The organism is Cerasibacillus terrae (genome assembly GCF_008039555.1).
Taxonomy (GTDB): domain Bacteria; phylum Bacillota; class Bacilli; order Bacillales; family Amphibacillaceae; genus Cerasibacillus; species Cerasibacillus terrae.
In genome coordinates this window covers 62824-88276 of sequence record NZ_VDUW01000001.1, presented here as the reverse complement: position 1 = coordinate 88276, position 25453 = coordinate 62824, and the positions used below count along the sequence as shown (strand labels likewise).

General features: G+C 35.1%; 22 protein-coding genes. 14 read left to right on the top strand and 8 right to left on the bottom strand.

The features are described 5' to 3' along the window. Positions 1-121: 121 nt before the first annotated feature. From FHP05_RS00420 to FHP05_RS00400, 5 genes are all read left to right on the top strand, one after another. Positions 122-1657 (top strand): flotillin family protein, encoded by a 1536-nt coding sequence (locus FHP05_RS00420; protein ID WP_147665010.1) that lies wholly within the window; start codon positions 122-124, stop codon positions 1655-1657. 254 nt (positions 1658-1911) lie between these two features. Then, the gene (gene acs / locus FHP05_RS00415) at positions 1912-3873 is read left to right on the top strand and encodes an acetate--CoA ligase (RefSeq protein WP_147665008.1); all 1962 of its coding nucleotides are present in this window, start codon (positions 1912-1914) and stop codon (positions 3871-3873) included. A 216-nt stretch (positions 3874-4089) separates the two neighbouring features. Next, positions 4090-4587: a DUF3231 family protein gene (locus tag FHP05_RS00410; protein ID WP_147665006.1), complete on the top strand. Its 498-nt coding sequence runs from the start codon at positions 4090-4092 to the stop codon at positions 4585-4587. A 79-nt stretch (positions 4588-4666) separates the two neighbouring features. Continuing rightward, the gene (locus FHP05_RS00405; RefSeq protein ID WP_147665840.1) at positions 4667-5854 is read left to right on the top strand and encodes an MFS transporter; all 1188 of its coding nucleotides are present in this window, start codon (positions 4667-4669) and stop codon (positions 5852-5854) included. A gap of 372 nt (positions 5855-6226) precedes the next feature. Next, positions 6227-7009, top strand: a complete 783-nt coding sequence (locus FHP05_RS00400; protein WP_147665004.1) for a DUF2268 domain-containing protein — start codon at positions 6227-6229, stop codon at positions 7007-7009. Between the two features lie 90 nt (positions 7010-7099). Here FHP05_RS00400 and FHP05_RS00395 read toward each other — a convergent pair whose 3' ends face one another. Further along, the gene (locus FHP05_RS00395; protein WP_147665002.1) at positions 7100-7348 is read right to left on the bottom strand and encodes an LSm family protein; all 249 of its coding nucleotides are present in this window, start codon (positions 7346-7348) and stop codon (positions 7100-7102) included. A 217-nt stretch (positions 7349-7565) separates the two neighbouring features. Between FHP05_RS00395 and FHP05_RS00390 the strand changes: the two genes are divergently transcribed. The 4 genes from FHP05_RS00390 (at position 7566) to FHP05_RS00375 (ending at position 9215) form a co-directional block, all read left to right on the top strand. Next, positions 7566-7673, top strand: coding sequence for a YjcZ family sporulation protein (locus tag FHP05_RS00390; protein WP_147665000.1), 108 nt, complete (start codon positions 7566-7568; stop codon positions 7671-7673). A gap of 26 nt (positions 7674-7699) precedes the next feature. Then, a complete protein-coding gene (locus FHP05_RS00385; RefSeq protein ID WP_147664998.1) occupies positions 7700-7837 on the top strand; it encodes a YjcZ family sporulation protein in 138 nt (45 codons plus the stop codon). 28 nt (positions 7838-7865) lie between these two features. Continuing rightward, the gene (locus FHP05_RS00380) at positions 7866-8009 is read left to right on the top strand and encodes a YjcZ family sporulation protein (RefSeq protein WP_147664996.1); all 144 of its coding nucleotides are present in this window, start codon (positions 7866-7868) and stop codon (positions 8007-8009) included. Positions 8010-8276: 267 nt separating this feature from the next. Further along, positions 8277-9215: a c-type cytochrome gene (locus tag FHP05_RS00375; RefSeq protein ID WP_147664994.1), complete on the top strand. Its 939-nt coding sequence runs from the start codon at positions 8277-8279 to the stop codon at positions 9213-9215. Between the two features lie 69 nt (positions 9216-9284). On the opposite strand, the gene FHP05_RS00370 is transcribed toward FHP05_RS00375, so the two are convergent. The 6 genes from FHP05_RS00370 to FHP05_RS00345 all read right to left on the bottom strand — a co-directional run bounded on the left by FHP05_RS00370 (position 9285) and on the right by FHP05_RS00345 (position 18716). Continuing rightward, on the bottom strand, positions 9285-10265 hold the full coding sequence (locus FHP05_RS00370; RefSeq protein WP_147664992.1) for a zinc-binding dehydrogenase: 981 nt from the start codon (positions 10263-10265) through the stop codon (positions 9285-9287). 163 nt (positions 10266-10428) lie between these two features. After that, entirely contained in the window at positions 10429-10866 is a 438-nt protein-coding gene (locus tag FHP05_RS00365) for a CBS domain-containing protein (RefSeq protein ID WP_230973897.1), read from the bottom strand. Positions 10867-10944: 78 nt separating this feature from the next. Beyond that, complete coding sequence (locus FHP05_RS00360) at positions 10945-12096, bottom strand: MFS transporter (protein ID WP_147664990.1); 1152 nt, start codon at positions 12094-12096, stop codon at positions 10945-10947. Positions 12097-12424: 328 nt separating this feature from the next. Beyond that, positions 12425-13948, bottom strand: coding sequence for an AbgT family transporter (locus FHP05_RS00355; protein ID WP_147664988.1), 1524 nt, complete (start codon positions 13946-13948; stop codon positions 12425-12427). A 184-nt stretch (positions 13949-14132) separates the two neighbouring features. Beyond that, complete coding sequence (locus tag FHP05_RS00350; RefSeq protein WP_147664986.1) at positions 14133-16883, bottom strand: UPF0182 family membrane protein; 2751 nt, start codon at positions 16881-16883, stop codon at positions 14133-14135. Positions 16884-17558: 675 nt separating this feature from the next. Beyond that, entirely contained in the window at positions 17559-18716 is a 1158-nt protein-coding gene (locus tag FHP05_RS00345; protein ID WP_147664984.1) for an iron-containing alcohol dehydrogenase, read from the bottom strand. A 278-nt stretch (positions 18717-18994) separates the two neighbouring features. On the opposite strand from FHP05_RS00345, the gene FHP05_RS00340 reads away from it, so the two are divergent. The 3 genes from FHP05_RS00340 to hemQ all read left to right on the top strand — a co-directional run bounded on the left by FHP05_RS00340 (position 18995) and on the right by hemQ (position 21856). Beyond that, positions 18995-19882 carry a c-type cytochrome gene (locus FHP05_RS00340; RefSeq protein ID WP_147664982.1) on the top strand — a complete coding sequence of 296 codons (888 nt, stop codon included), beginning with the start codon at positions 18995-18997 and terminating at the stop codon, positions 19880-19882. 25 nt (positions 19883-19907) lie between these two features. After that, complete coding sequence (locus FHP05_RS00335) at positions 19908-20786, top strand: c-type cytochrome (protein WP_147664980.1); 879 nt, start codon at positions 19908-19910, stop codon at positions 20784-20786. A gap of 323 nt (positions 20787-21109) precedes the next feature. After that, positions 21110-21856, top strand: coding sequence for a hydrogen peroxide-dependent heme synthase (gene hemQ, locus FHP05_RS00330; RefSeq protein ID WP_147664978.1), 747 nt, complete (start codon positions 21110-21112; stop codon positions 21854-21856). Between the two features lie 269 nt (positions 21857-22125). Here hemQ and nadX read toward each other — a convergent pair whose 3' ends face one another. Continuing rightward, on the bottom strand, positions 22126-22908 hold the full coding sequence (nadX, locus tag FHP05_RS00325; RefSeq protein ID WP_147664976.1) for an aspartate dehydrogenase: 783 nt from the start codon (positions 22906-22908) through the stop codon (positions 22126-22128). 217 nt (positions 22909-23125) lie between these two features. Here nadX and rpoN point away from each other — a divergent pair, with 217 nt between their 5' ends. Further along, complete coding sequence (gene rpoN, locus FHP05_RS00320) at positions 23126-24439, top strand: RNA polymerase factor sigma-54 (RefSeq protein ID WP_147664974.1); 1314 nt, start codon at positions 23126-23128, stop codon at positions 24437-24439. Between the two features lie 288 nt (positions 24440-24727). Continuing rightward, positions 24728-25303, top strand: a complete 576-nt coding sequence (locus FHP05_RS00315; protein WP_147664973.1) for a Maf family protein — start codon at positions 24728-24730, stop codon at positions 25301-25303. Positions 25304-25453 lie beyond the last annotated feature (150 nt).

Here is a 25453-nt window from a genome sequence, read left to right as displayed (position 1 = left end):
CGAATCGGCATTTACCTTACTGGCTGCTCGTCTTTTAGCAAGTTAACCTAGGATAAATATCTACGTTTTTCTTAAAATCGTAGTTTATTTTATAAACTCAATTATAAAAGGAGGAATTTATATGTTTGATAGTATATGGATTATTATTGGAATCGCTGTTTTTTTACTTATTGCATTAATAGCTGTTTTTATTTCGAAATATCGAACAGCAGGTCCAGATGAAGCACTTATTGTGACAGGTAATTATCTGGGTGGTAAAAATGTACATACGGATGAATCAGGAAATAAAATTAAAATAATTCGTGGTGGTGGTGCATTTATTTTACCAGTGTTCCAACAGGCGTCCCCACTTAGCCTCTTATCTAGTAAACTAGATATTTCTTCACCAGAAGTATTTACAGAACAAGGTGTTCCTGTCATGGCGGATGGGACCGCGATTATAAAAATCGGTGGCTCAATTGAAGAAATTGCTACAGCTGCAGAACAATATTTAGGTAAACCGAAAGAAGAACGCGAAAGTGAAGCAAGAGAAGTATTAGAAGGTCATCTTCGTTCCATATTGGGTTCGATGACTGTAGAAGAAATTTATAAAAATCGTGATAAATTTTCACAAGAAGTACAAAGAGTTGCGTCACAAGATTTAGCGAAAATGGGCTTGGTGATTGTTTCCTTTACCATTAAAGATGTTCAAGATAAAAATGGTTATCTAGATTCATTAGGTAAACCACGAATTGCTCAGGTAAAACGAGATGCTGATATAGCTACAGCAGAAGCAGAAAAAGAAACACGAATAAAGCAAGCAGAGGCTGCAAAAGATGCTAAAAAGGCAGAACTAGAAAGAGCAACCGAAATTGCTGAAGCAGAAAAACAAAATCAACTAAAAACAGCGGAATATCGCCGTGAACAAGACCATGCAAAAGCCCGCGCAGATAAAGCATATGATTTAGAAGCTGCTCGTGCACAACAAGAGGTTACCGAACATCAAATGCAGATTCAAATTATTGAGCGACAAAAACAAATTGAATTAGAAGAAAAAGAGATTCTTCGTCGTGAAAGACAGTATGACTCAGAAGTGAAGAAAAAGGCCGATGCAGACAGATATGCTGTGGAACAATCCGCTGTTGCTGATAAAGCAAGACAAATTGCAGATGCAGATGCAAATAAATATCGTATTGAAGCTCAAGCACAAGCTGAAGCAGAAAAAGTCCGCATCGATGGTCTAGCCCAAGCCGAAGCAGAGAAAGCACAAGGTGAAGCAGAAGCAGATATTATTCGTTTAAAAGGTCTGGCAGAAGCCGAAACAAAACGGAAAATTGCCGAGGCCTTCGAACAATATGGTCATGCAGCTGTCTTAGATATGATTCTAAGAATGCTTCCAGAATATGCAAAAGAAGTTGCTAGCCCACTTAGTAATATAGATAAAATTACGGTCGTTGACACCGGTAATGGTGAAAAAAATGGTGGAGCAAATAAAGTCTCCGGATATGCAACAGATTTAATGGCAACCTTGCAGGAATCACTTAAAGCATCTTCAGGAATTGATGTAAAAGAATTATTGGAAAATATTTCAGGTAAAAACCAATTAAATGATATCGATAAATACGCATACAACCTAAAAGAAACAGAAGAACAATTAGCAGCAGATAAAGAAGAATAATAACAGAAGGCGGCCATATCAAATTTCAAATGGTCGCCTTCTTTTTCAACTTTTCACCTTTCAAAGCAATTTATTTGTATTTTTTACCAAAAACAATCATATAGTAGCAATTGATATATTTATTTTTCAGAATTTTGTATTTTCGTATTGAAAACGGATTCATTTTCATTTAGTATTAAATTATAAGACCAAGTATTAATATTTAAACATCATCATATTATTACAATGGATGAACCATAAAAAGGAGGATTTTCATGGACGTTACTGGAATTCAACAAGTTGTTAAAAATAGTAAACTCATTTATCCAAATGAAGAAAAGGTGAGAGCAACAAATATTGGAAGTATGTCCGCATTCGAGGAATTGTTAAAAAAATCACAACAAGATCCCGCTTCCTTCTGGGATGATGTCGCAAAAGATTTTATTTGGTACAAACCATGGACAAAAACAATTAGTGGTGATTTACCATCATTCCGTTTTTTTGTTGATGGTATCAGTAATCCAAGCATTAACATGCTGGATCGCCATATTGAAAATGGTGCTGGAAATCGAACAGCTTTAATTTGGGAAGGCGAAAATGGTGACACATCATTTTACACGTATAACATGCTACTTGCTGAAGTAAATCGTTTTGCCAATGCACTAAGGTCCTTTGGTGTAAAAAAAGGAGATTGTGTTGCTATTTACTTGCCCAATCTTGCGGAGTCATTTATTGCTGTTTTAGCTTGCTTACGAATCGGAGCTATTTACAACGCTATTTTTTCTGGATTCTCTGAAAAATCACTTCAAGATAGATTAGTTAGCTTTGAACCGAAAGTAGTCGTTACTGCTGATGCTACCGAACGACGCGGAAAAAAAATCTACTTAAAAGAGAAATTAGATGAAATTGTTTCAGATATTCCTTCTATCAATGCTGTTATTGTTGTAAATAGAATGAATACCGATGTTACAATGAAAAAAGGTCAAGACTATTTTTGGGATGAAATAGTTAGTCAAATGAGCATTCATTGTGAACCTGAAAAACTGGAAGCAAATGACCCTGGCATTGTTTTTTATACAAGTGGAACAACTGGAAAGCCAAAAGGTGTCGTTCACTCAGCCATGGCCTTTGTCCTACAAAATTATATCTTTGCCAAATATCATATGGACCATCATGATGATGATGTTTTTTGGTGTACAGCAGATATCGGTTGGCTAACCATGCATATATGGGGGATTGCAGGAGCGCTTGCAAATGGCGTGACAACCATTGTATATGAAGGTGCTCCAGATTATCCGACAAAAAATCGTTTTTATAAAATAATTGAAAAATATCGTGTCAATAAATTATTTACTGCTCCTACTGCTTTAAGAATGTTAAAAAGTTTAGGAGATGAAGAATTAAAGAAACATGATCTCTCTTGTTTAGATGTTATTTCCCTTGTAGGCGAACCATTTGATCCTGAAACATGGCATTGGACATATGAAAAACTTGGCAAGAAAAAAGTTTATATTAATAATACGTGGGGACAGACAGAAACAGCAGGTACACCATTAGCAAATGCAGCATGGTTGACGCCAATGAAACCTGGCTCAGCTGGGGTTCAGTTTTTAGGATGTAGTCTTGATGTGGTGGATGATGTTGGTGAACCGGTCGAAAAAGGAACTTTAGGGAATTTAATTATTCGTAAGCCCTTTCCAATGTTATGTCGTACCCTATGGAAAGAACCAGAACGTTACTATGGTTCATACTTTAGTCAAGTAGATGGTGCCTATTTCGCAAGCGATTTAGCATTAGTTGATGATGATGGTCATTTCTGGGTAGTTGGCCGCTCTGATGACGCATTCAATGTAGCTGGGCACCGATTAAGTACAATGGAAATGGAAAGTGCTGTCTTGGAAGTTCCTGGAGTTGCAGAAACGGCCGTTATCGGTGTTCCTGATAAAATAAAAGGAGAAGTTCCACTAGTATTTATACGTCTAGATGAGGCAACAACCCTCACAGAAGATATTAAACACAAAGTAAATAACAGTATTGAAAACGAAATCGGTAAAATTGCCCGTCCGAAAGAAGTCATCATTGTGGATGCATTACCAAAAACAGTCAGTGGAAAAATTATGCGTCGCCTACTCTCTGAAGTTGTTACAAGTGGAACTGTGAAAGGTGATGTTACTGGACTGGAAAACCCTGAAATCGTTGAAAACCTTAAAGAAAAATTAAACATAAAACAAATATAATAAATTCTTCAACATATGTAAGCAGTCCCTTCGATGGGATTGCTTTTTTTTGCAGTAAAACCCTCCATAAAGTGAAACTTCAATTAGTGAGGATTCTACAGTTAGTTAACCTGCGATAAACAATAATATCTCCTCTCCATTTATTTAATTGTGAACATAATTTTCATGATTAAGGATAAGCTAACTTGACAATTCATTTAAGGAGTGAGTCTTTTTATGGGAAAAATGACATCATCTCAACAGGATCCTTTTCATTCTGGTGAGGTATATCATCTGTGGTCTTACTTATATGATACAAAACTGCACATTGTTACCATGCAAGTATATATAAACCATACGAATGAATTAAAATTAAAGAACTTTTTAGAAGATCTTTTAGAGGATAATTATAAAGAAGAAGAACAGCAAATTGAAGCCATTTTAAAAGAAGCCGGGATTCGACTCCCACCAGGACCACCTGACCGTCCAAATGTAAATGTGGAAGATATCCCTGCTGGTGCCCGCATAAATGATGATGAAATTACCCGATTTATTCAAAAAAAATTAATGGCCGAAAAACTCGTTTGTTCGTACATGATAAGCATGCTTAATCAAGAGGATATCATCACCCTATTCGAAGATTTCCACTCTCAAAAAACGGAACATGAAAAGAAATTAGTGCTTTTAATGAAGGAAAACGGATGGTTTGTTCAACCACCTACAAATATTAAGTGAAAAATTATAGGAGTGTTCTAAGTTGTCATTAAAATCAAATAAATCAACAATCATTGCAATTGGTTCTGTCCCACTAATCATGACACTAGGAAATTCTATGCTCATTCCTATTTTACCAGCTATGAAAGCTTCCCTAGATTTATCACAAATGCAAGTTAGCTTAACCATTACGGTATATTCTATTGCTTCTGCAATTTTTATTCCCATATTAGGATATTTATCTGATCGATTCACAAGAAAGATAATTATGATTCCATCCTTGATTTTATTTAGTTTGGGTGGGCTTTTATCTGGTTTTGGGGCAGCACTGTTTTCACATGCTTATGTATGGATTTTAATTGGACGAATATTGCAAGGAATTGGTGCAGCTGGTACTGCTTCAATTGCAATGGCATTAACCGGAGATTTGTTTAAAGGTGGAGAACAAAGCCGTGTTCTTGGAATTTTCGAAGCTTCTAATGGATTAGGGAAGGTTCTATCACCTATTTTTGGAGCCATTTTCGGATTACTTGTCTGGTATGCTGTTTTTTTTGCCTTTCCAGTAATGACGGTTATCGCATTACTACTTGTTATTTTTTTCATTAAAGAAAAAGGCTATCGAGAAGCTCCTCCCCCTTTTCGAAAATACGCCCGTGCCTTATTAAATGTTTTTCATGTTGAAGGAAGATGGCTTTTTGTTACCTATCTAGCTGGAGGAGTTTGTTTATTTACATTATATGGAATTCTGTTTTTCCTATCAGATATTCTCGAAAAGCAATATGAAATTGAAGGTGTTTTGAAAGGAATTGTCTTAGCAATTCCCTTACTGTTTATGGTAACAACATCCTATGTTACAGGGAGTAAAATAGGAAAAAATTTCATACGTATGAAAAAATTGATGATACTGGGATTTACACTAATGACGGTAAACTATGCAATATTAGCTATGATTGAAAATTTATTTCTTTTTATTTTCCTTCTTGCTTTAAGCAGTATTGGTGTTGGTCTTGCTTTACCATGTATTAACAGCTTAATCACCGGGTCGGTCGGAAAAGAAAATCGTGGATTCGTTACATCTTTATATAGTTCCGTACGTTTTATTGGAGTTGCAGCTGGTCCCCCTATTTTTGCTCGTTTAATGGATTGGTCAAGGGCAGGGTTGTTTCTTTCTCTTACAGGCCTTACATTACTTGTTACATTGCTAATTATTTTTCTAATAAAAGTATCAGAAAAAGACGATAAACCAGATAAAGATAAAGATAAACCTTTTCGCTATACATATGTATAGTATTTTGAGGGTTTGGCGATTATACCTTTCACTTTAGAAAGTATGTATAATCGCATTTTTATTTACACTTATCCCTTTCTTCAAACATACAATAAGGTACACTATATGGTCATGTCCGAATAATTGTGTAAATATTAAATGGACCAAGTAACATGAGCGAAAGAAATATACGTAGACTCCTGCGGGAAAAAAGGCCTCGCTTAAGACCCCCGAGAGCGTAGCTCGAGGAGGCTCAGCAGCCGCCCGCGGAAAGCGAAGTATATTTCTGTAGCGATAACCATTATAAAGTTATCACACACAATTCCGGACATAACCCACTATATTCCTCTCTTGAAGTAAAGAGAAGATATTATTATTGTTTGAGGTGATCAAATGGGTGTTGTCCGAACAGATCAATGGTTACTACATACTTCTCAAAAGCCACAGGAATTTTGTAAAAAATTAAAAAAAGCTTTCCGATATGCCACTGAAATTGAAATCTACGATAAATTGACAGCACATGGAATGTTTCAAATAGAATTACCTAATTCAAAGGAGTATATAAACACATTTACTGAAAAAAACTTCTGGAACATGGTCCGTGAAGAAGAATTAAAATTAAGTAAGCTGTGGAACGGACCTGAAGTGCCCATTTTTATTTTTCCATCTGATCCATTTAATCGAGAATTAAATATGGAACATAATGGAAAATCTGGATTAGCATTTCATGACAAATTATTTTTATTTGTGTCCACCAAGAATAGTGCGGAAGAAATCAGAGCATTATTTACACATGAATACAATCATGTATGCCGCCTAGCAAAGTTTTCCAAGAAGGAAACAGAATATACACTACTTGATACGATGGTTTTAGAAGGAATTGCAGAAAATGCTGTTCAAGAATTAATAGGAAAGGATTATTTAGCAAATTGGGCTACTTTATATACAGAAAAAGAATTGAAATTATTTTGGAAGCAGTTATTACCAGTATGCCACTTACCGATAAATCATCCAAAACATAATCATTTTTTATATGGTTATCGGACTTTACCTAAAATGCTTGGTTATAGTGTTGGTTATTATTTAGTAAAGCAATTTTTAGAAATATCTGGTTTAACGATAAAGGAAACTTTAGCTAAAGCATCTAAAGAAATTGCTCAATTACCCAATTCCTAATTCATTTTTTAATATGAAGCATTGTTCTAATAATAAAAAAGGAAACAGACAGCTATCATAGTAGCCGCTGTTTCTTTTTCATTTTCTTCTCTACCAAAAGAAAAATGGAAGTAATGCCAGAGTAAGGATTGACCCCAATGCAACACCAAAACCAAAACCTCGTGGAGCAAAAAAGCCGTATCCAAATCCACCTAAATTTCTAGAACCAATTGGTTGTAAATATACATTTCTACGATCTACATGATTAATAAACCCTCTATGGGTTCTTCCGTCTTTCGTTCGAATAATAACAGGTTTACCATGATATTGTTTGCATAGTGAATAATAATATTGAGACATCTTTTCCCCTCCGTTCTCTCAAAGACTACTGCATTATATGCCCCTTAGGAAAAAGACGTAAAGGATACATGCCCTCTTCTAAGCAGAACAGAAAGATAAATAGCTAACTTATTATTTTGTATTTGCCTAAAATGGGCGAAATCTAGGGGAATGTCTAGGTCACATTTTTCCTTATTGACATATATTGTAGTGTAACTATCAGGAGGTGTTGTTAGAAATGAGTAAAGATGTAGGCACTGGATACGGTCAAGGTTTTGCTTTAATTGTTGTGCTGTTTATCCTACTTATTATTGTAGGTTCAGCATATGTAGGTTATGGATATTAATCGGAGTACTAAAAGGAGGAATGAACATGGGTTACGAAAACTATTGTGGATATGGTTATAGTGCACCTGTAGCAGGAACAGAATATGGTTCAAATCAAGGCTTTACACTCATTGTTGTTCTGTTTATCTTACTAATTATCGTTGGCGCAACATTTTATTGTTAATTTAGAATAGAAAGGAGCGTTCGTTATTATGTCATTCGGTTGGGGTTGTCAAAATTACGGTTACGGCTATACTGCACCAGCTACTGGAAACTATGGTTATGGAAGAGGATTCTCTTTAATCGTTGTACTATTCATCCTACTTATTATTGTAGGTGCAGCTTGGTATTGCTAAACAATCTAGAAAAGCGATGTCCCTAGGGCATTGCTTTTCTTGTGCTTATCTTTTTTGACTATGTTACGATAACTAATTTATTAAATACCCTTATTATGAAAATACAAACAATAAAAATTAATTTATGAACTATTCTTGAAATATATATGGCAAAATATTGAATCCTTCTATTTTATTCTACTTATATCTATTTATAAAAGTCATCCTAATATATAATGAAAATATAGAGATATAGAATTTTCACAAAAAAGGGAGGATTTGATTCTTATGTTTAAGAAAAAAGGATTATGCTTAGTAATTTTATTAGTTGTTCTTTTATTTACCGCTTGTTCAAACAGTAGTAGTGAAGAGGTTTCTCCTAAAGAAGATGAAAAAGTAAAGAGTAAAACAGAAGAATTAGCTTACAATCCACCTTCTCTGGAAGACTTGGATCCAGATGACCCTGCAACAGAATATATTCAATATGGGGAAGAAGTATTTAATGAAACACATGTTGTTCTAGAAGAAAACGTTGGAAATGAACTATCTTGCCAAAGCTGCCATGCCGATGGTGGTGTTGCACAATCTTCTTCCATGGTTGGTGTAACAACACAATTTCCGCAATATCGTCCACGTGAAGGAGTGGTATTTACACTCGAAGATCGTATCAACGGATGTATGGTTCGAAGCATGAATGGAGAAATGATTCCAAACGATAGTAAAGAAATGCGTTCACTAGTAGCTTATCTAACTTATATTTCAGAAGGCATTGAAGTTGGCGAAGAAATTCCTTGGCGCATGTTAAATACAATGAAAGAAATACCTGAACCTGATGTTACTCGTGGGGAAGAATTATATGAAGAGAAGAACTGTATGTCATGTCATGCCACAGACGGATCAGGTACAGGAGCAAATTCAGGACCGGCTTTATGGGGAGATGACTCCTTTAATGATGGTGCTGGAATGGCAAGAATGGTAAAAATGGCCGGGTATTTAAAAAACAACATGCCCCCAGCAGAAGAACCTCAATTAACCGATCAAGAAGCAGCAGATTTAGCAGCTTTCATATTATCTCAAGAACGTCCAGAATGGAAAGGACATGATACAGACTGGCCAGAAGGTGGTCGTCCAACAGATATCATTACAAAAGACCGTCGTGAAAAAATCCGTGAAGGAAAATTTGACTGGACTGAAATTGAAAACGTTATTCCAGCAGAAGAAAACTAAATATTACAATCAATAGTAAGGAATGCACACCAATACCTTCTTGGAGAATAGGTGTGCATTCCTTATACTCTATTTTATTCGTAGCGCAATCTTTCCAAATTGTTTATTTTCTTCTAGATAATCCATTGCCTCGTGGATATCCTCCATCGGATATGTTCTATCTACAACAGGATGGGTTTTATATGTATCCATATGTGCTAACATTTCTCGTAGCTCTTCCCTACTTCCCATTGTAGAACCAAACAACTGATATTGGCCATAGAAAAATTTCCGTAAATCCAAATCAACTACATCTTCTGTTGTTGCACCAAATACAACGATTCTTCCACCTTTTTTTAATATATTAAGTGATCGATTAAATGTAGCTTTTCCTACACTTTCAATTACAAGATCGATTGTCTCATCTTGTAATTCTTTCTCCCAATCACTGTTTGTATCCAATGCGATATCCGCTCCAAGTTCTTTCGCCTTAAGTCGTTTTGCCTCACTTCTTGATGTAACAATTACTTTCGCCCCAATGTTTTTTGCAAATTGAATGAGATAGGTTGCTACACCACTACCTGCACCAGGGATGAATACTGTATCATCTTTTTTTACAGATCCTTTTGTAAATAATGCACGATATCCTGTTAATGCAGACAATGCAAGTACCCCGGCTTCTTCCCAACTTATATACTCAGGCTTCTTTTCAACCTGTTCGGCAGGCAAGGCAATTTTTTCTGCAAATGTTCCATGATCAGGCATCCCAAGAATATCGAACGTTTCTGGTGGGGCGTCACAATTTTCATCCCATCTTAATGATGGATTAATAATGACTTCATCCCCTACTTTTAAGGTACTGACCTCTTTTCCTACCGATTCTATTACACCCGCACCATCTGACCCAATAATTAATGCGCTTGCTTCATCTCCACGCCTGTTTGGGATGTAGAGATCCCTTCGATTCAATCCTGCAACACGTAATTGAACAATTACATCTTTGGGTCCAGCAATTGGGGCTTCCATATTTTTTAATTTCATTTTCCCATATTCATGTACAAATGCTTTCATAAAAATCATCCTCTCAACAATAGTTACTGATTTTTTACAATTGTTCTTCTTTTATAATATCATATACTTAGAAAGGAATATAGGTGTGTCACCCTATTACTCTTAGATTGAACTCAAAAAAACCAATCCTCTTGAAAAAAGAGAATTGGTTTTTTCTTATAATTTATTTTGTGGTTGGTGATGAAGGATTCGAGATACCACTAAGAGCTTGGCCAGCCTTTTGGTCATGTTGCTGTTGGACTGCTAAATCTCCCAAAGCAACCATCCCGATAATTTGTCCATTCTCAAGAACAGGAAGGCGTCGGATTTGTTGGTCAGACATAAGTTGCGCAGCTTCCTCAACACCCATATTCGGTGTCGCACTAACCATTTGTTGAGAAGACATAACTTGAGATACTGGTACATTCGGTGTCTGACCTTGTGCTGTAGATCGAAGCGTAATATCACGGTCTGTTAAAATACCCGTCATTTGTCCTTGGTTATTTACGACTGGAATTGAACCAATATTATGCTGTCTCATCAAACCAGCAGCTTCTTGAATGGACTGTGATTCCTGTACTGTTATAACATTCGATGTCATAATATTACGTAATTGACTCACAACAAAACCTCCCTTTCATATCTTAGGATGGACAAACAGCACTAAAATATAATAGGAAAGTTTTACAAAGAAATCCTTTTATTGAACGTTTACTTCATGTTGGTGAAACTTTGCGATTAATAGTAAAATGACCCCGCAAATGATCATGATTACTGCACTAAAAATAAATGGCATACCTAAATACTGTGAAACAATACCAGAAAGCAGCGAACCAGCAACAACACCTAATGAGAAGAAGGCATAAAAAATACCATATGCTTTGCCTCGATCCTCTTTTTCAGATGCATCAGCAACCATTCGATTCATTGATGGGAAAATAAATGCAAAACCAATACCATAAACAACCATTGCGATAAAACCAGTCCAAAACACACTAATAAAACTTACAAAAAATAAAGAAACACCGATTAAGCCAATGCCAATAACAACCAGTGGAATAGGAGAATATCGATCATATATTCGATTAACAGGTGTTAAAAATACTATTAAAGCAGTAATACCGAATGTGCTCAATAAAATCCCCGTCGCTTCTGTTGTCAACATAATTTCCTCCACTTTTAATGGAAGGGCAAAGGCAAGTGTCCCATTACTTATCATGAGCGCAAAAGCTGCTAAAGATGCCTGCAAAATAAGTGGGTTTTTCAGTAATGGAATAAATTGTCTTGGAGAAGTCTTTCCCCTTTCTGTTGTAACATAAGACTCTTGAATAAATTTGATTACAATGACGGAAGTAATGGCAAATAAAATCGCAACAAAGATAAACACGTACTCTACTTTCGACCTAGCTGCCATTGCACCACCAATAGCTGGTCCTGCTATTGCTGCAATCCCAATGGACCCTCCGGTAAATGCCATTGTTTTCCCACGTGTCTTTTTCTTTGTTTGATCACCAATAAATGCAAAAGCTGCTGGGATTAATACACCACCTGCTAATCCATGTAGAAATCGAATAATTAATAATTGCATCCCTGTTTGTGCCAGTGGGTAAAATAACAAAATAACTGCAACTGTACTCATTCCACCAACCAACATTTTCTTCCTTCCGAAGCGGTCAATAAAATGCCCACCAACAACATTTCCAACCATATTAGTTAATGAATAAACTGCAACAATCGCACCTGTTAACAAATGTGATGCACCAAGGTCAATTGCATAAGGGGTGATAATTGGTAATTGAATAAATGTATCTAAAAAAGATACAACGATAACAATATAGAGCAATTTTGTCATGATGGATTCCTCTCTTTCCTCTATATTATATCTTAAATCCCAACAAATTCGAAAAAAACAACCTTTTAATAAAGTATAAATTCAATCAGTGAAATTTTCCTCGTCTCCACTGATTAATAGCACCACAATGGCTATGACCTAAAGTCCTTGAACGAATCGGGTGTTTCACTTGTTCTCTGCCTCCTCCACCTATAATTATTTATTCTCTTGAATACTTGAAGTGGGAATCTTACAGCCAGTTAACCTCAGATAAATTCAACTGAAGGTTTACTTTAAATAAAAAAGGAAGTTGCTCTATACGTGATAGACAACTTCCAGTAATTTAATATTAGAATGTGATGGGAGATGCTGGTCCAAGATCAATTCCAAGGAATATCCACACAATTAGTAATAAAGTCCAACCAACAAGGAAAATAAGTGAATATGGTAACATAACAGAAATCAATGTTCCAATCCCCATTTTCTTGTCATACTTTTGCGCAAACGCAATAATTAACGCAAAATACGTCATTAATGGTGTGATGATGTTTGTTGATGAATCCGCAATTCGGTATGCCATCTGTGTCAACTCTGGTGAATAACCCAATTGCATCATAATTGGCACAAATACTGGAGCCATCATTGCCCATTTGGCGGAGGCGCTACCAATAAATAAATTAATAAATGCAGCAATAACAATAAATAAAAGAATTAATGGGATACCAGTAAGCTTAATTTCCTGTAAGAATTCAGCACCCTTTACACCTAGTACAAGTCCCATATTAGATTCATTAAAATACGCAACAAACTGTCCTGCTGTAAATGCTAGCACAATGAACATTCCCATGGATGCCATCGTATCGGACATTTGCTTTGCTACATCTTTATCACTTCGAATAGTCTTTGTGATAATTCCATAGACAAGACCTGGTATGAAAAACAATACCGTAATAATCGGAACAAGTGATTGCATAAATGGTGAATTAATAATAATACTGCCATCTTCTGCGCGTAAAGGTGCATTTTCTGGTAAAACTAAGAATGATATTAAAACAGCTCCAACAATACCAGAAAGAATAGCCCATATAATTCCTTTTTTCTCTATGGAAGTAAGCTTTTCTAATTTTTCCTTATGTTCTCCTGTATACGCTCCCAAACGTGGTTCTACGATTTTTTCAGTTATCCAAGCACCAAGAATGGTTAACCAAAATACAGACACGATGATAAAGTAGTAGTTCATCGCAATACTCATTGATTCTGCATATGCAGGATCGATAATAGCTGCTGCATCAATGGTCATTTCACCTAACATCGCATCTGTAGAAGATAAAAATAGGTTTGCACTAAAACCAGCAGAAACCCCGGCAAATGCTGCTGCTAGCCCTACTAGTGGGTGACGTCCCAATGCTGCGAAAATAACAGCTCCAAGTGGTGGCAAAACAACATAACCTGCATCAGAAGCGACACTAGACATAATCCCTGCAAAAACTAACCCAGCTGTAATCAATTGTTTCGGTACAGCTAAGACAAACCCTCGAAGTACCGCACTAATTAAGCCAGACCTTTCAGCTACACCGATTCCTAGCATTGTAACGAGTACTACTCCCAGAGGAGCGAATCCAACAAAGTTATCCGCTAAACTTGTAAATAAATATCGTATTCCATCAGCATCAAGGAGATTCTTAATTTCAACTATTTCTCCTTCTTTCCCCGGATGTTCTACACTAATTCCAAATGTAGACAGGATAGCCGATAATACAAGAACAAGAATGGCTAACAACGCAAACAAGGTGATTGGATTAGGTAATTTATTACCTGTTTTTTCAATCATGTCAAGAAAACGTTGAAAGATCCCTCTCTTCTTTTTTACCATAAATAAACTCTCCTTATTTTTTTAAACAAATTGACAGTGAAAAAATTGCCATATCATTGATTATATAGACAAGTTCAAAAAAAATAAATAGAATAATTAAAGTAAAAAAATTGGTTATTTTCTGTTTTGGAAGTAAAATGCAAAAAAAGATGCCGTTTCTACTTTTAGAAACGGCGTACATTGTTTATTTTTTTATTTCATTTAATTTTGCTTCGATTTCTCGCATCATTTCTGCAGATTTCTCCCAATCTCCATTTGATAAGGCTTCTTGATATGCATTAAATAAATCTGATACTTCACTTAGGACTTCATCAGAATGTTCCATTGGTAAATCTTCATCGGCATCTTGGTCGTTATCTTCTGCTTCATCTTTAGATGGTTTTGATTTTTCATCATACTTTGAATCTGTTAATTGGAGAATTTTATCAAGTGATTTCTCAAATGTTTCTTCCATTACAATATGCTCACCATATGCCATCACTACTTGTTTTACTTCAGGAAGTGATGTTTCATTTGAAGATTCAATATAAATAGGTTCTACGTATAAAACGGTATCTTCAATCGGTATAGCAAGTATGTTACCCCGGATAACCTCTGAACCACCTTGTGCCCACAGGTTAAGTTGTTGCGAAATCACACTATCTTGGTTAATCCGATTTTCAATTTGTTGTGGCCCATAGATGTTTTTCTGTTTTGGGAAACGGTATACAAACATTTCTCCATAATTATCCCCATCATTACGAACACCCATCCATGCAATCATATTTTGTCGTTTTTTAGGCGTATATGGCGTCATTAAAACAAATTCTTCTTTGTCTTCTTCAGGAAGTGCCATTGTAATATAGTATGGGTTCATCTCAATATCTTTATTGAAATATTTTTCCGTTGGGAATTGCCAGTAATCCTCCCGATTATAAAATACTTCTAAATTGGACATGTGATAGGTTCCATACATTTTCGCTTGTATTTTAAACATATCTACTGGATAGCGGAAATGATCCTGCACATCTTCTGGAATTTCCTCGGTAAATAAATCCGGGAAAATTTTAGCATATGTCTGTAATAATGGATCCTCTTTATCTGAAATATAGAAATCCACTTCACCTGTATAAGCATCAATAACCACTTTCACTGAATTACGGATATAATTTTCACTTTTTTCATGTGGTTCTGAGTATGGATAACGTTCTGCAGTTACATAGGCATCAATAATCCATGCTAAGCTTCCATCTTCACGAACGAAAATATATGGATCATCATCATATTCGAAAAACGGCGCGATTTTTTTCACGCGTTCCATAATATTTCGGTTTTGGAGTAACTGGCTTTCCTTCGTTAACTGATCAGAGACAAACATCCGGAAGGAACCTTCATTTATTGCAAATAGAATTTTATTTATTCCTTTTAATGGAATTCCTAAATCAGCTTCATAACGGTGAGTTTCATTTGATTCCCCTTCCGGATAATCAAATTCATCTACTTTCGAATTAACAATGACATTCGGATAATCTTCTTCACCGAAATAAATTTGTGGCCGAGTAATGTCAATGTCGCCTTCTGGTGGTAAATTTTTCACCATATAATTTGGTTGACCTTGCTTTGTTACTTTATTTACATGACTCATCGCTATTCCATATCCATGCGTATAACGTAAGTTCCTGTTTACCCATGTCTTTGCTTGTGATGGTAAATCGTTCGTACTCAATTCTCTTGCACCAATAAATACTTGTTCATAATTGCCATCTACCTTATAACGATCTATATCTACATTATTAAATTTATAATAGGTACGAAATGTCTGGATTTGATTATAGATATCAAGTAATGGTCTATTATCATTCAAACGAACATTATTGAGTGTTAAATCATTTCGCTCAACCATTTCTTCTGACAATGAATGATTACCTGCGTGCTCTTTTACTTCAATGGAATCAAGACCATATGCAGCACGAGTAAATTCTAAATTATGTTCTAAGAAAGGTTTTTCTTTAGCGAATTCATTTGGTGACACAACGAAACTTTGCACAACAATTGATGCACCTTGCCCAATAAGCAGTAAAGCAATATAAATGATAATTGGCTTCATCATAGAGGCTAGCTTCCCCCGATATAAAGCGATAATCATCCAAATTGCACCAATCAATGCAGCTGCAGCAAGTACATATGCTTTCGGGATATTAATAAGTTTATCGGTATAACTTAACCCATGAACAACACTATCTTGAAAAATATTTACATTATTCGTTAATAATGTCCCATAACTTGATAGAAAGTGAAAAGCCGCGAGTAAAATACCGATAATACCTAATGTTATTCCCATATGCAATTGCGCGGAACGATTTTCACGGTACATATGGAAAACGGAATACGCCCCTATTTCTACTAATAAGAAGAAAATAGTAAGTCCTAATAAAACAAATATAACAAATTGCAAAAATGGTAAAACAAACATATAAAACGATACGTCCATATTAAAATACGGATCTGTAATACCGAATGACACATGCTTCAATAATTTTAAAGCTGGTTCCCAACCAATTCCTTGGACAATAACACTTCCCATTAACCCAATAATAATGGCGATAAACGAAATAATTGAGTTCATTACTTTTCCCTTAGTAACAAAGGGTGGAAGTTGCTGTGGTCCAAAATGTCCCATGTATGTACGACGAATCCAAAATAATGTAATAAACGTCGTAACAGAAAATAGAACAAATCCAACTGCACCGAGTATTATTTTACTCGAAAGAATTGTTGAAAACACATCACCGAACCCTAATGTTTCCATCCAAATATAATCTGTAAACCATTTGAATGTAGGCCAACCAAGCACTATTACAATAAATAAAATTCCTATAGTAATCGCAAGACGTTTTCCAGCTCGGCGCCATTTTTTCAGTTCATTTATATTGATTGTTTTCCTAAAATCATCCATATAAATCCTCCTTCAAAATCTCCCTATCTATCATAACAGATATAGTTGTTTGTTACTTCTATTTATTACGTATGAAAAGAAAAAAAGTTTCATTACTTAGGTTTTTTTAAAATGAAAGGTATAGGATTGAATAGTAGGATTTTGTAGAAAATAATTAGCGGCTATTCATGATTATATTTACGGGGTTTTACCAAAGGCGGGCACGATTAACAGATATTCGTGACCATAATCTCCGGATTTCACCAAAATTGAGCACGATTAACGGGTATTCGTGCCGTAATCTCCAGGTTTTACCGAAATTGAGCACGATTAACAGTAAAATCACTTATTCTGTGTAAATTCCATCGTTCTTTTTCCATGAATTTATTTAAAATAACGACTATTAAAGATTTAACTACTTTACAACTTTTCCTTTGATTTTATCGAAATCTAATGTATTATTAATTTGAGTCATTTCCAATTCCTCCTGACAATATTTTTGGGTTAAAAACATTGTACCAGGAATTGGGGTGGCTCATTCTCTTTTTACACAATTATATAGACTTAATCCAGATTTCAGCAAAAGCACGCACGATTCATAGTTATTCGTGACCACACTCACCAATTTTTCCAAAATGAGCATGCTTATCAACTATCAGAAACGCCCCTTTGATACAATCAAAGGGGCGTTTTTATTTACATAGCATTTCTAATTATTTGTTCTACTTCTTCTTTTTTAGGTTTTCGTGGGTTTGTTAGTCCAGACACGTCTTTCATTGCATTTTCGGCTAATGTTGGGATATCCTCTTCTTTTGCACCCATTTCTTTAAATCCTGAAGGTATGCCGAGATTACGCCCCATTTGGACAATTGTATCGATTCCTATTAGGGCTGCATCATAATTACTTAAACCTTCCACATTTTCACCTAAAAATGCTGCGATATCTGCATAGCGCTCAACATTCGAAATAAGGTTATACTGACAAACATGTGGTAGAAGAATGGCATTACATACACCGTGTGGGAAGTTGTAAAAACCACCAAATTGGTGTGCAATTGCATGAACATATCCTAACCCAGCATTGTTAAACGCCATTCCTGCAAGTGATTGTGCGTATGCCATTTTTTCACGTGCTTCCATATCTTGTCCATTTGCTACTGCACGTGGTAAATATTTTGATACAAGCTGCATCGCTTGAATTGCAAGGGCATCTGTAATTGGCGTAGCATCTGTTGCAACGTATGCCTCAATCGCATGTGTTAATGCATCAAGTCCAGTTGCAGCTGTTAATCCAGATGGCATTCCAGCCATTAGTTCTGGATCATTCACAGAAAATGTTGGCGTAACATGTTTATCAATAATAGCCATTTTCACTTTTCGCTCTGTATCTGTAATAATCGTAAATTTTGTTAATTCACTACCAGTTCCTGCAGTTGTATTAATACCAACTAATGGAACCATTGGTTTTTTCGATTTATCGACACCTTCATAGTCTTCAATTTTCCCACCATTTGCCGCTACAAGTGCAATTGCCTTTCCAGCATCATGGGAACTCCCCCCACCAAGTGTTACAACACTATCACAATTTGCCGCCTGAAATGCTTTTAAACCTTCTTCTACGTTTTTATCCGTTGGGTTCGGTTCTGCTTTCGGAAAAATACTAACATCAATACCTGCCTCACGAATGATTTCCGAAATTTTATCTGGTACACCGAGCTTGTGTAATCCCTCATCTGTAACAAGTAAAGGTTTTTTCACACCAAGACCTTGTAGTCGTGTACCAACCTCATTTACACACCCTGCACCAAACAAGTTAAGTGAAGGCACTTGAAAAGTAATTTGTTTATTAGCCATAAGATGTCCTCCATTTAAATATTTGTTTTCATCAGATATAAAGAAAAATGATGAAAACTGCACCTCTTAACATTTACAGTTTGCCATCAAAACATTGTTATATACATTTTAATTGAAAGTAATTTATCCCTTAATTCCACGCTTATTGATTTCATATGTTTAACGGAACCACTAATATTCTAAATACTTTAACAATACAATTATACTGGACCCGTTTTTAGGAAAATAAGAATAGAAAGGTGGATGGATTATGCGACGTAATCAGATACTTTTTTTACATGTTATTGATGATTGTTCTGCTCGTTGCAGCTTGTTCACAAGATGGAAGTAAAGAGGAGGAAATTGGAATCCCAGACGATGTCCCTGCCCTTGAGGATTTAGATCCAACTGACCCAATGACACCCTATATAAAATATGGAGAAGAGATATTTAGTGAAACAAGTGTCGTATTACCTGAAAAAACTGGTAATGAATTATCTTGTGCGAGCTGCCATGCAGATGGCGGTTTATCAAATACAATATCCATGGTCGGAGTAACAACAAACTATCCGGCCTTTCGTCCACGAGAAAATACCATCTTCACAATTGAGGACCGTGTAAATGGATGTATGCTACGTAGTATGAACGGTGAACCACTTGAATATGAAAGTGAGGAAATGCGAGCAATCACTGCATATTTAACACATGTTTCTGAAGGAATAGTTGAAGAAGAAACAGAATGGCTTGGCAACAAAAAAATGGAAAAAATCCCTGAACCTGACGTGGAAAATGGTCAGGCACTATATGAGGAGAAAAACTGTTTAGCTTGTCATGCAATCGACGGATCTGGTAAAGGAATGAATATCGGTCCAGCTTTATGGGGTGAAGGTTCATTTAATGATGGTGCTGGGATGAATCGCCTTTCAAATGCTGCTGGCTTTATTAAAAATTATATGCCAAAATATGATCCAAATTCTTTAACAGATCAAGAAGCAGCAGATATAGCTGCTTTCATCCTATCACATGAACGCCCAGTTTGGAGGGGGCATGATACGGATTGGGAAGCTGGCGGACGACCAACAGATATTATTACACAAGATCGTCGTGAAAAAATTCGTAACGGAACATTTGATTGGACAAAATTAGATAATATTATTCCAAAGAAAAAATATAAACATGAAAAGTAATGAATAGATGACAAGGAGTGAGCTTATGTTAAAAAACAAGGGGCTGTGGATTAATTTACTTATTTTAATCATCCTATTTACTGCATGTTCCAAGGATACAACAAAAGAAGTAGATAAGGTTACTGGTCCCCCATCTGTAGCTGATTTAGATAAAGATGATCCAATGACGCCATATATAGAACACGGCGAAAAAGCATTTAATGAAACAAACACTGTCCTCCCTGATGATGTTGGAAATGAACTATCTTGTATGAGTTGTCATGCAGATGGCGGGCTTGCTAAAAATGCATCACTTGTAGGAATAACAACACAATACCCAAAATATCAAGAACGAGAAGGCGCTGTTGTGACACTTGAAGAAAGAATTAACCAATGTATGGTCCGTAGCCTAAATGGAAATAAACTTGAATACGACGGAGAAGATATGCGTTCAATCATCGCATACTTAACCTATATCTCTCAAGATATTCCTGTTTATAAAGATATTTACTCGGATAAGGAAGAATCTAGTCTTGAATTCAGTGAATCAAGTATCGATCATGGTGAAAAACTTTATGCCGAAAAGAATTGTCTATCTTGCCATGCTGCTGACGGATCAGGTACTGGAGCAAATTCTGGTCCAGCTTTATGGGGTGAAGGTTCATTTAATGATGGTGCAAGTATGAATCGTCTGTTTATCATGACGGACTATATTCAAAAGAATATGCCAAAAGATGATGCCGGTTCATTAACAGACCAAGAAGCAATAGACCTTGCTGCATTTTTATTATCAAAAGAACGTCCTGAATGGAAAGGACATGACTCAGATTGGCCTCATGGTGGTAAACCAACAGATATAATCACAAAAGATAAACGAAAAAAGATTCGCAAAGGAACGTTTGATTGGGGACAAATAGGCAATTAAGTAGTGAATCAACAATGGGTGGTCTATTTTTCTATATATGGATAAACATAAATATTACAGTTTTTAAACTCTCACCAACATAAATTACCCCATAAGTCTCCTAGTATGTAACTAGGAGATTTTTTTGATTTTAAGAAGGAATGAAATAACGCTATATCATACAATTATTCCCTTGAGTAAGAATAAATAACAGAATCAATGGAGATGTAACATAAAATTCACAAGTTCCCTTTAAAGACGTGATATATGTCACACAGAAAGATTAAAAATAGGATTAAGCTAAGATATAGAAGCTCGATTGAATCCTTTTAGGAGTGATAAATATGGTAGAAACCGTTGAAACATATGATGGTTGGTATGCATTACATGATTTCAGAACAATCGATTGGGAAAAATGGCAAGCAGCATCAGCTTCAGAGCGAGAAAAAGCATTAGAACAATTTCATTCCTTACTTCATAAATGGCAAGAAATAGAAGATAACAAACAAGGCAGTCATGGTTTATTTTCTATTGTTAGCCAGAAAGCCGATTTAATGTTTATGGTGCTTCGTCCAACAATGAAAGATATCAACAAACTAGAAAACGAATTCAATAAAACAGCACTTGCTCACTACACGAAACCGGCTTATTCTTTTTTATCCATTATTGAAAAAAGCTCTTATACAAAACCCACAAAAAATCCTTATGAAGACCAAAATATGTTAAGCAAACTATATCCAAAAATCTTTAAGACAGACTATGTTTGCTTTTACCCGATGAGTAAACTTCGTGGGGAAACAAATAACTGGTTCCAATTACCAAAAGATGAGCGCGGAAGAATGATGTTTGATCACATTAAAACAGCAAAGCCATTTACAGAAGATGTAAAGCGAATTATAACAGGTTCCATGGGATTGGATGATTATGAGTGGGGTGTAACCCTCTTTTGTGATGACCCATTGCAATTTAAAAAGTTGATTTACGATACAAGATTTGATGAAGTAAGTGCAAAATATGGTGTATTCGGATCATTCTATATTGGTTGTCACTTACCTAATGAAGAAATTAATCCATTTTTTTCTGTGAAATAACATTTATAGTTTTCTCCCAGTTATTAAAGAAATGCCTGCCTCCTATATAGAGACAGGCATTAATTTATTCTGCAAATAGTGAATCTTACATGTTGTGTGACGTGTAATTTCTCTCATTATAACATCCATCTAAACCATCTACCATGACCATCTGTTTCGACTAATACTTCGTTATGTCCTACACTATTACCTGATATTTTTCACATTTATTCCTAAAGAAATAAAGAAGCTATATGAGATTTGTGATGTTCATTGGAGAAAACTTCTGTTTAACCTATTTTCACATTTCCATTTATTCGTTTTAATGTTCCTAAAATACTCATTGCTGCTAAATAACTTGTTTTTGGATTGTCGGGTAATGAATTATTTTTGATAGAAAATGTGGCTGAACCAAAATCTCCCTTTATTTCTACCTGATGATTATTTTTATCGACATGTGGATCTGCAATGATTGTCACTTTTGTTTTATCAATTCCTATACCAGCAAGCGATAAAACAATCGATACATTAATATTTTTCGGGAATTGTTTAATTGCATCTGCAGCTTTCCCTTCAAAAACAACAACCTCATCCATAATAGCATGGTCAACCAATGAATTTGCTGGTTTTCGTGTTGTTAACGATACTTCTTTCACTGTACCTAGTGTTTGTGCATTTTGCAGTAAATCAAGCCCACCAATTGCACCAGATGGTAGATAAATAGTATGTTGATGGATATTTGCTAAATGAAGCACATGCTGCCTGAAATATTCATCAGCTAGCGCACCAATACTAATGATTATGGTATCTTTTTCTTTAATAGCTTTAGGTAATATTGTTTTTACCGCTTCAACGTTTGCCGCTTCGACAACGATATCAATATTAGAACATAAAAATTCATTTAATTCAGTATACAATGTTACATTAAATTCTGATTGAAGTGATTCATACTTTCTTCGGTCCCTTACCAAAACACTTTCGATTTTTATACCATGAGCCTTATCTCGATTTATTTCCTTTAATAAAAAGTTCCCAATCGCACCTACACCAATTAACCCAATGTTCCGTCTCATTTGTCAACCTCCAATATATGTTCCTTTCTTAATTGTGACATAAAATAAAGAAGGTTAAAAGGTTTAGGTAACTTTTGAAAAGACTATATTTATAACAAGCTCGGATTACTTGTAATTAAATCCCACTGTACATTTTTATAATTACTCTATAAAATGGAGTAAAGATTTTATTATATACACACTTTTGTAAGCGTATACATTTACGGAGGTGAAAAATATGCAGATTGGATTATTTCAAAAGCAAACAACCAAATTAACAATGACAGCGGAATTAAGGCAAGCAATTGCACTTATCCAATACAACACAATAGACCTGTTGGAATTCATTCAAAATCAAGCTATTGAAAATCCCTTAATTGAATTAGAAGAACCTGAACTTGAATATCAACAAGGATTAGATTTCCATTTACAGACTACTTCAAAACAAAACAACCACATTGATCCGATTCCCTTAATCGCACAAAATCAAAATCATCTTATAGAAGACTTACTTGAACAAATTAAATATCTAAAAATTGATAACGAGAAACGCACCATTTTACAATACATCATTCTTAATTTAGATGACAATGGTTACTTAACGTTTAGTACACAAGAATTAGCTTCACAATTAAATAAAAATGAAGTAAAAATTAAAACAACATTACCCCTGCTACATAAACTGGAACCTATTGGTGTAGGAGCTAGAAATTTAAAAGAATGCTTACTTTTGCAAGCAGAACACTATTTTCCAGAGAAACCACTAATAAAACATATTATAGAACATTATTTAACTGAACTTGCTGATAAAAAGTGGCATGATATTTCACAAAAATCAGAACTAACTTTAACAGAGGTTAAACAGATTGCCAAAGCTATTTCCACCTTAAACCCAAGGCCATATGCTGGTCTTTTCAATAATGAACCAAACTACTTATTACCAGACCTAACAATTAAAAAAGAAAATGAGGAATATAAAATATTATTAGGTGATCACTTCTTACCTAAAATCAAAATAAACCAAAACTATTTACATCTAAAAAACAGCCATCCACAAACTTCATCATATATTCAGTCCAAATATAATAGTTACATGTGGTTGATGAATAGCATTGAGCAAAGAAGAACTACCATGATGAAAATAACAAACACAGTCATCAAGATGCAACCAGGCTTTTTAAAACAAGGTTTTTCACAACTTATGCCGATGACATTAAAGGAAGTAGCTAATGAAATTAATATGCATGAATCAACAGTAAGTAGAGCAGTAAGTAATAAAATTATTTGTACGCCTGTTGGTTCCTTTGAAATGAATAAATTATTCTCTTCAAAACTAAAAAAGAACGGTACAGATTATGCTTCATCTGCTCAAGTGAAGGTTATTCTTAAACAATTAATCCATGAAGAAGATCGCCAAAAAGCTCTTTCAGACCAAAAATTAGCAGATAAAATAAAAGAGGAAAATGGGATAACTGTTTCGCGTCGAACAATTGCCAAATACCGAGAAGAACTAAATATTCCTTCATCTTCAAAACGAAAACAAATTATTTAAATAATACAACTATCTTTTTGCGGTGAGAAATACCCATTTTTCTCTTGCATAGGCATGAAATAATTAGTAGATCCATAGTACTCGCTATCTTGCAAAAGGTAAGATTTTATCATATATTTCCCACGCACGATCAAATTTACCTTCTTCTACACTTTTAACTAATTCCGTTACTAGACGAGGAACAATATTATCTGCCAATGACCCCCCTGCTTTGTTAGGGATGGAGATGTGTTAACTAAAATGATAAGATTGACGAAAAAGTAGTCACCCCTATAGGAGGACTTAAATATGTCAAAAAAATTAATTCTTGCGTCATCTTCACCAAGAAGACAAGAATTGTTAAACCAAGTGGGAATTTCATTTACAATTCGAAAACCAAATATCGATGAATCACAAATCAAAACAAATGATCCAATGGAAAAAGTAAAACAATTAGCCACTCTAAAAGGACACAATGTACCTATTTCACATGAAAATGAAGTAATCTTGACTGCTGATACGGTTGTATCTTACAAACAAAAAATATTTGAAAAGCCAAAGAGTAAGGAAGATGCTTATCAGATGATTTCTAGGTTAAGTGGAAGTGTTCACGAGGTTTTTACTGGGGTCATGATTCGTTCTACAGAGGAAAGCAAAATATTTGTTGAACGAACTATGGTTGAATTTTGGCCTTTAAAAGAAGATGAAATCGATTGGTATCTATCTACAGATGAACCTTATGATAAAGCTGGTGCTTACGGCATTCAAAGCATCGGAGCGATGTTTGTCAAGCAAATTATTGGAGATTATTATAATGTTGTCGGACTCCCTATTTCGCGTGTGGTGAGAGAGCTTAGAGAATTTGATGGAGGCACTTGGAAATAATCCAAAGACCATGATTTTAGTTTTCTAAAGTCAACAATTGGATTGGAAACAAAGTGTAAATGTAAAACACAAAACTAATAGATTATTGTTTACTATAGGAAAATATCTCACATATGAAAAAGCCGATTGATTCAAACATCGATCGGCTTT

Excerpts from the sequence above, each read along its gene's own strand:
- rpoN (WP_147664974.1), top strand. The coding sequence starts at position 23,126 with ATGCAGATTGGATTATTTCAAAAGCAAACAACCAAATTAACAATGACA.
- FHP05_RS00380 (WP_147664996.1), top strand. The coding sequence starts at position 7,866 with ATGTCATTCGGTTGGGGTTGTCAAAATTACGGTTACGGCTATACTGCA.
- FHP05_RS00420 (WP_147665010.1), top strand. The coding sequence starts at position 122 with ATGTTTGATAGTATATGGATTATTATTGGAATCGCTGTTTTTTTACTT.
- FHP05_RS00405 (WP_147665840.1), top strand. The coding sequence starts at position 4,667 with ATGACACTAGGAAATTCTATGCTCATTCCTATTTTACCAGCTATGAAA.
- nadX (WP_147664976.1), bottom strand. The coding sequence starts at position 22,908 with ATGAGACGGAACATTGGGTTAATTGGTGTAGGTGCGATTGGGAACTTT.
- FHP05_RS00370 (WP_147664992.1), bottom strand. The coding sequence starts at position 10,265 with ATGAAAGCATTTGTACATGAATATGGGAAAATGAAATTAAAAAATATG.
- FHP05_RS00335 (WP_147664980.1), top strand. The coding sequence starts at position 19,908 with ATGTTAAAAAACAAGGGGCTGTGGATTAATTTACTTATTTTAATCATC.
- FHP05_RS00410 (WP_147665006.1), top strand. The coding sequence starts at position 4,090 with ATGGGAAAAATGACATCATCTCAACAGGATCCTTTTCATTCTGGTGAG.
- FHP05_RS00340 (WP_147664982.1), top strand. The coding sequence starts at position 18,995 with ATGTTATTGATGATTGTTCTGCTCGTTGCAGCTTGTTCACAAGATGGA.
- FHP05_RS00400 (WP_147665004.1), top strand. The coding sequence starts at position 6,227 with ATGGGTGTTGTCCGAACAGATCAATGGTTACTACATACTTCTCAAAAG.
- FHP05_RS00360 (WP_147664990.1), bottom strand. The coding sequence starts at position 12,096 with ATGACAAAATTGCTCTATATTGTTATCGTTGTATCTTTTTTAGATACA.
- FHP05_RS00390 (WP_147665000.1), top strand. The coding sequence starts at position 7,566 with ATGAGTAAAGATGTAGGCACTGGATACGGTCAAGGTTTTGCTTTAATT.
- FHP05_RS00375 (WP_147664994.1), top strand. The coding sequence starts at position 8,277 with ATGTTTAAGAAAAAAGGATTATGCTTAGTAATTTTATTAGTTGTTCTT.
- FHP05_RS00395 (WP_147665002.1), bottom strand. The coding sequence starts at position 7,348 with ATGTCTCAATATTATTATTCACTATGCAAACAATATCATGGTAAACCT.
- FHP05_RS00315 (WP_147664973.1), top strand. The coding sequence starts at position 24,728 with ATGTCAAAAAAATTAATTCTTGCGTCATCTTCACCAAGAAGACAAGAA.
- FHP05_RS00350 (WP_147664986.1), bottom strand. The coding sequence starts at position 16,883 with ATGGATGATTTTAGGAAAACAATCAATATAAATGAACTGAAAAAATGG.
- FHP05_RS00355 (WP_147664988.1), bottom strand. The coding sequence starts at position 13,948 with ATGGTAAAAAAGAAGAGAGGGATCTTTCAACGTTTTCTTGACATGATT.
- FHP05_RS00385 (WP_147664998.1), top strand. The coding sequence starts at position 7,700 with ATGGGTTACGAAAACTATTGTGGATATGGTTATAGTGCACCTGTAGCA.
- FHP05_RS00345 (WP_147664984.1), bottom strand. The coding sequence starts at position 18,716 with ATGGCTAATAAACAAATTACTTTTCAAGTGCCTTCACTTAACTTGTTT.
- acs (WP_147665008.1), top strand. The coding sequence starts at position 1,912 with ATGGACGTTACTGGAATTCAACAAGTTGTTAAAAATAGTAAACTCATT.
- hemQ (WP_147664978.1), top strand. The coding sequence starts at position 21,110 with ATGGTAGAAACCGTTGAAACATATGATGGTTGGTATGCATTACATGAT.